This is a genomic window from Desulfuromonadaceae bacterium (genome assembly GCA_019429445.1).
Lineage (GTDB): Bacteria > Desulfobacterota > Desulfuromonadia > Desulfuromonadales > JAHYIW01 > JAHYIW01.
In genome coordinates this window covers 54,387-60,463 of sequence record JAHYIW010000021.1, presented here as the reverse complement: position 1 = coordinate 60,463, position 6,077 = coordinate 54,387, and the positions used below count along the sequence as shown (strand labels likewise).

Sequence of the window (6,077 nt, the reverse complement as noted above, 5' to 3'; positions counted from 1 at the left end):
GCTCCTGTTGCTCCAGCTCCTGTTGCTCCGGCTCCTGTGGCTCCGGCTCCTGTTGCTCCGGCTCCTGTTGCTCCGGCTCCTGTTGCTCCGGCTCCTGTTGCTCCGGCTCCTGTTGCTCCGGCTCCTGTTGCTCCGGCTCCTGTTGCTCCAGCTCCTGTTGCTCCAGCTCCTGTTGCTCCAGCTCCTGTTGCTCCAGCTCCTGTTGCTCCAGCTCCTGTTGCTCCAGCTCCTGTTGCTGAAGAAGATGATCTGTGGGGGGATATGGCTGCCTCTGAACCAACTGCCCCCGAACCTCCGGTCGAAGGGGGCTGGGGTGAGACTGCGGTGCAGGAGGAGTCTCCCGCTGATGATCTCTGGGGCGACGTGTCGTTTGACAGCGAAGCGGGTGAGGGCGAAGCCATTGCTGACGACTGGGGTGATTTTGCCCTTGATTCCGGTGGCGAAGAGAGTGCTCCGGTTGAACCGGTCGCGGTGGCTCCAGCTCCCGTGACAGCAGCGCTGGATGGCTTCGGCAGCGAAGCTGAAGAAGAAGTTATGGCTCTGGACGAAAGCGATATTCTTGAAATAGAAGAACTCGACGAACTTGAGGATGTTGCTGTAGCTGAGGCAACCTCGCCCGCTGCGCACGATCCCTGGGGTGATTTCGGTGTTGATGAGACGTCGATCGAAACAGAACCTCTGCCCACTGTGCCTGAAGGCGAAGCTGAATTCAGCTTTGCTGATGCAGCTGCCGATGAACCGGCTGACACCATTGTCGTCGCGGACGATTGGGGAATGGTGGTCGATGATGAACCGGTCAGTGACTTTGGCGGGGTCGCCGACCCTGCCGCTGAAGCGGTCGCGGCTGAGGGCACCGAGGTCGATGTCTGGGGTAATTTTGATCTTGGCACGGCCGCAGATGAAGAAGAGGTCTATGCAGCGACACCCGAAGGTGAGCAAGTTTTCAGCTTCGATAGCGATGAAACCATAAGCGAACCGATTGCCCCGCCGTCAGCACCGGCCAACGTTGCGACAACCGCAGCTGAAGAACAGATTGCCGCCATTGGCGAGGAGCAGCTGGAAGTACTTATCGAGAAGGTTGCGGGGCGGGTGATCGAACATCTGGCAGGAACAATCCTCGAAAAAATTGCCTGGGAGGTGGTTCCTGACCTGGCCGAAAGCTTGATCAAGGACGAAATTCGTAAACTGCGTGAGACGGCGGAAGCCTGACTTCATCACTGCGCGTCAGGCTGTGTTGTATATTGACGAGGGAAAAGGGGATTGTTACAATCCCCTTTTCCCTTTTTGCACGTTCTTTGCGGGCGGGTCACGCCGTGTTTCAGCGCTACACAAGAGTGATTTAACCATAATTTAAAAGGATCTTTTTGTCATGGAAGCCAAACTGCCGAAAGGCTACGACCCCCGGGATGTCGAGCGAAAGTGGTACACTATTTGGGAAGAGCAGGGGGTGTTTCACGCCGATGAGAATTCTTCGCGACCTCCCTACGCCATTGTTATCCCCCCCCCCAATGTCACCGGTGTGCTGCACATGGGGCACGCGCTCAACAATACATTGCAAGACATTCTGGTCCGCTGGAAGCGGATGACCGGGCACGAAGTGCTGTGGATGCCCGGCACCGATCATGCCGGGATTGCCACCCAGAACGTGGTCGAAAAACAGCTGGCCGCAGAGGGGATGGATCGCCATTGTCTCGGGCGTGAAAAATTTGTCGAGCGGGTCTGGCAATGGCGTACGGAGTCGGGCGGACAGATCATCAATCAGCTCAAACGCCTTGGCGCCTCATGTGACTGGCAGCGCGAACGTTTCACCATGGATGATGGTTTGTCGACGGCGGTGCGTGAGGTTTTTGTCAAGCTGCACGAAGAGGGGTTGATCTATCGCGATAATCGGCTGATCAACTGGTGTCCGCGTTGTCACACGGCACTCTCTGATCTTGAAGTCGAACACGAGGATAAAAAAGGGCACCTCTGGCACTTGCGTTATCCGGTACAGGGGACAGACCGCACTCTGGTGGTGGCCACCACGCGTCCGGAAACAATGCTCGGTGACAGTGCCGTAGCGGTCAATCCAGCAGATGAGCGCTATGCCGAGCTGATCGGCAAAACCGTACTGTTGCCGCTGGTCAATCGCGCCATCCCGATCATTGCCGACGCATACGTCGATATGGACTTCGGCTCCGGTGCGGTAAAGATCACCCCGGCACATGATTTTAACGACTTCGAGATCGGCAAGCGCCATGATCTGGAATTTATCACGATCCTCGATGAGTCGGGGGTGATCAACGCAAATGGCGGCCCCTATTGCGGGCAGGAGCGTTACGAGGCGCGGGCCAACGTGGTCGCCGACCTCGAAAATCTTCATTTGCTTGAAAAGATCGATGATTATGCCAACGCCGTCGGTGAATGTTATCGCTGCCGGACTGTCATTGAGCCGTTCATGAGCAAGCAGTGGTATGTGGCGGTCAAACCGCTTGCTGAGGTGGCGATCAAGGCGGTGCAGGACGGTGACACGCGCATTATTCCGGCGCAGTGGGAGAAGACCTATTACGAGTGGATGTTCAATATCCAGGACTGGTGCATCAGTCGCCAGATCTGGTGGGGGCATCGGATCCCGGCGTGGTTCTGCAACGATTGCGACGCGATCACCGTCAGCCGTGAGGATGCCACCCGCTGTGCTCACTGCGGTTCAACCAACATCCGCCAGGAAACGGATGTTCTTGACACCTGGTTTTCTTCAGCGCTGTGGCCGTTTTCAACCATGGGGTGGCCGGAAAATACCGCAACACTCCAGAAATTCTATCCGACCTCCTGCCTTGTCACCGGTTTCGATATCCTCTTCTTTTGGGTGGCGCGCATGATGATGCTGGGGTGCAAATTCATGGGCGAAGTGCCGTTCAAGGATGTCTATATCCATGCGCTGGTCCGTGATGCGCAGGGGCAGAAGATGTCGAAAAGCAAAGGCAACGTCATCGACCCGCTGTTGATCATCGACGAATACGGTGCCGACGCCTTTCGCTTTACGCTGACCGCATTTGCAGCGATGGGGCGGGATATCAAACTCTCGACCGAGCGGATTGGTGGTTATAAAGCATTTGCCAACAAACTGTGGAACGCCGCGCGGTTCAGCCTGATGAATCTGGAGGATTTCGACCCGGCGACCATCGACGTGCAGCGTGACGATCTGTCCCCCGCTGACCGCTGGATTCTGGCGCGGCTGGCCGCGACCGCCAAAGAGGTTGCTGCGGCACTGGCGGCGTACAAATTCAACGAAGTCGCCAGTCTCCTCTACGCCTTTACCTGGCACAATTTCTGTGACTGGTATATTGAGTTGGTCAAAGGGGACCTCTATGGTGACGACGGCGTTGCCAAAGAACGGGTGCAGGGCGTTCTTTATACCGTCCTTGAGCAGTTGCTGCGCCTGCTGCACCCGGTTATGCCGTTTATCACCGAGGAAATCTGGCAAACGTTGCCGGGGGAACGTCCCTGTGCCTCAATTATGCAGGCAGGTTACCCTCAAGGGGACGATTTCCCGATTGATGCCGCAGGTGAAAAGCGGATGGAAATTGTCATGGGAGTGGTCAAGGCGATTCGCAATATTCGCGGCGAAATGGACGTCCCGCCGGGCAAACAGATCGTCGCGATTCTCGATTGCAAAACGGCGGAGGTGGCGGCGATCATCAATGAAAATGCCGCTTACCTCACCCCGCTGGCGCGAGTCGGCGAACTGACCTGTGGCGTTGCAGTTGCTCGACCGGAGAAGGCCGCAACACAGGTGGTGGGCGATGTCGAAGTCCTCTTGCCACTGGCCGGGCTGGTCGATGTCGCCGAGGAAATCAAACGTCTCGAAAAAGAAATTTCGAAGGTGCAGAAAGACGTTGATCTGTTCAGTAAAAAGCTCTCGAACGAGAAGTTTGTTGCCAATGCTCCGGCGGAAGTCCTGGATAAAGATCGCAGCAAATTACTGGCGGCGGAAGAAAAGCTGAAGATTCTCGATGAAAGTCTGCAACGAATGCAGGCCCTCTGTTAATAGCAGGGGCGGGCGTCACCTCCCGCCCCTGGTATTCGCCGTTAACCCGGAGGATCCATGGCACAAATCGACCTGCTCCTGCTTCATCCGCCCAGCGTCTATGATTTCAGGCAAAAGTCGATCATGTATGGTCCGATCAGTGATCTGATCCCCTCCTCTCCGGTCTTTGAGATGTACCCCCTCGGGTTCCTCACCATGACCAGTTACCTTGAAGCGCGCGGCTTCAAGGTGCGTATTGTCAATCTGGCCTTGCGCATGATGAATGATCTTGATTTCGATGTGCGCACCTTTCTTTCCCGGCTCAAACCGCACGCCATCGGCATCGACCTGCATTGGCTCCCTCACGCTCACGGCTCGATTGAAATCGCAAAATTGGCCAGGGAGTGCCACCCCGATGTGCCGATTATTTTCGGCGGACTTTCGTCAAGCTATTTTCACGAAGAACTCATTCAGTATCCGGCGGTCGATTACGTTTTGCGTGGTGATGCGATCGAAGCGCAGCTCTATGCTTTACTGACGAAGCTCAGGGCAGGAGAAACACCGACCGGGGTGCCGAATCTGACCTGGAAGGTCGCTGGCAAGGTACAGGTCAATCCGTTAAGCACCACTCCCCACCCCCCCGAACCGGTCGATCTCAATCCGGTGCAGATGATCAGGATGGTGTTGCGTTATCGTGACCTGCAAAGTGTTCTCCCTTTTAACGGCTGGTGGCAGAACCCGATCACAGCGGTCTTTACCGTCAAGGGGTGCGCCCACGAGTGCCTTACCTGCGGGGGTTCCCAGCAAGCCAACCGACGCATCAACGCCCGCCACGAACCGACCTTTCGCAGTCCTGAAAATCTGGTGAAAAATATTGTCGATATCGCGCGCATCTCGAAGGGCCCGATTTTTCTCGTCGGCGATCTGTATCAGGCGGGAGAGGATTATGCGCTGGAGACTTTGACGCGGCTGGGGAAAGTAACGATCAACAATGAGATTATCTTCGAGTTTTTTGCCATGCCAGCGCTCAGCTGTCTTCAGGCGATTGACCAAAACGTTGCCAACTGGAGTCTGGAGCTGTCCCCGGAGAGTCATTGCGAGGCGCTTCGCAAGGTGCAGAACGAGAAATTCTTTTATACCAATGCCGAGATGGAAAGGGTGATCGCCGCAGCACTGAAATTGCGCTGTCATCGCCTCGATGTGTTCTTTATGATCGGTCTTCCCGAACAGACACAGCGCTCAGTGATGGAAACCATCGACTATTGTGAACAGCTCTTTGCCGCTTCCGATCCACGTCTGTCCTGTTTTATCTCGCCGATGGGTCCCTTTGCCGATCCCGGCAGTCAATGCTTTGAAAATCCCGAAAAATTCGGTTACACGCTCTTTGCCCGGACTCTCGAAGAGCATCGCGCATTGCTGGTGCAGCCGTCCTGGCGGAGCATTCTCAATTATGAGACAACCGCCATGTCACGTGATGAACTGGTTGATGTCACCTACACCGCTGCTGCTGCCCTCAATGCACTGAAATTGCGTTACGGGCGCATCAACAAGGGGCGTGGACAGGCGGTCGCTGCGCGTATTCGTCAAGCTGCAGAGCTTGAAACCCGGCTGCGCCACTGTAGCGACAGTGGCATGGCCCTTGATCCACATGAACTTGAACTGCTGCGTGGCGAAATTCATGATTTCAGCGTGTCGACGGTGTGTGACAAGCGCGAGCTGTTCTGGCGGCGACATGTAAACAATTTTAAATGGCTGGGGATTCTGCGTGCGCTGTTATTTCGCGGTTAAGCTGAACAATCGAAAAATTGAGCGCTCGCGGGAGTTGCGCCGGTTTTCCCCTTGACAACCTTTGTCGGGTTGGGATATATAAGAGCCCCGATCGGGGAAAGGTCGCCTGAGATAGATGACAACCCCCCGATATTACGAAAGAAAGACTGCCTCCCGGCGGAGGGAGGTTGCAGATCGTTTTCGGCGGTGTAGCTCAGTTGGTTAGAGCATGCGGCTCATATCCGCAGTGTCCGGAGTTCAAATCTCTGCACCGCCACCATCTTGCGAAAGCCCTCTCCGGCGA

Annotated in this window: 4 protein-coding genes and 1 tRNA gene; 4 read left to right on the top strand and 1 reads right to left on the bottom strand. The window is 55.8% G+C overall.

Translation table 11 applies throughout. The features are described 5' to 3' along the window. Positions 1-280 (bottom strand): hypothetical protein (locus K0A93_09845; GenBank protein MBW6512394.1); only part of this gene is annotated, 280 nt, incomplete at its 3' end. Between K0A93_09845 and K0A93_09840 the strand changes: the two genes are divergently transcribed. The 4 genes from K0A93_09840 to K0A93_09825 all read left to right on the top strand — a co-directional run bounded on the left by K0A93_09840 (position 262) and on the right by K0A93_09825 (position 6,053). Continuing rightward, on the top strand, positions 262-1,209 hold the full coding sequence (locus K0A93_09840; protein ID MBW6512393.1) for a hypothetical protein: 948 nt from the start codon (positions 262-264) through the stop codon (positions 1,207-1,209). The two genes, K0A93_09845 and K0A93_09840, sit on opposite strands and share 19 nt — an antisense overlap. A 160-nt stretch (positions 1,210-1,369) precedes the next feature. Further along, entirely contained in the window at positions 1,370-4,027 is a 2,658-nt protein-coding gene (locus tag K0A93_09835; GenBank protein MBW6512392.1) for a valine--tRNA ligase, read from the top strand. A 57-nt stretch (positions 4,028-4,084) separates the two neighbouring features. After that, positions 4,085-5,794, top strand: a complete 1,710-nt coding sequence (locus tag K0A93_09830) for a TIGR04190 family B12-binding domain/radical SAM domain protein (protein MBW6512391.1) — start codon at positions 4,085-4,087, stop codon at positions 5,792-5,794. A gap of 182 nt (positions 5,795-5,976) precedes the next feature. Continuing rightward, positions 5,977-6,053, top strand: a tRNA-Met gene (locus K0A93_09825). Positions 6,054-6,077 lie beyond the last annotated feature (24 nt).

Bases quoted from the DNA above. Each gene is read 5' to 3' on its own strand.
- K0A93_09840 (MBW6512393.1), top strand. From the start codon at position 262: ATGGCTGCCTCTGAACCAACTGCCCCCGAACCTCCGGTCGAAGGGGGC.
- K0A93_09835 (MBW6512392.1), top strand. From the start codon at position 1,370: ATGGAAGCCAAACTGCCGAAAGGCTACGACCCCCGGGATGTCGAGCGA.
- K0A93_09830 (MBW6512391.1), top strand. From the start codon at position 4,085: ATGGCACAAATCGACCTGCTCCTGCTTCATCCGCCCAGCGTCTATGAT.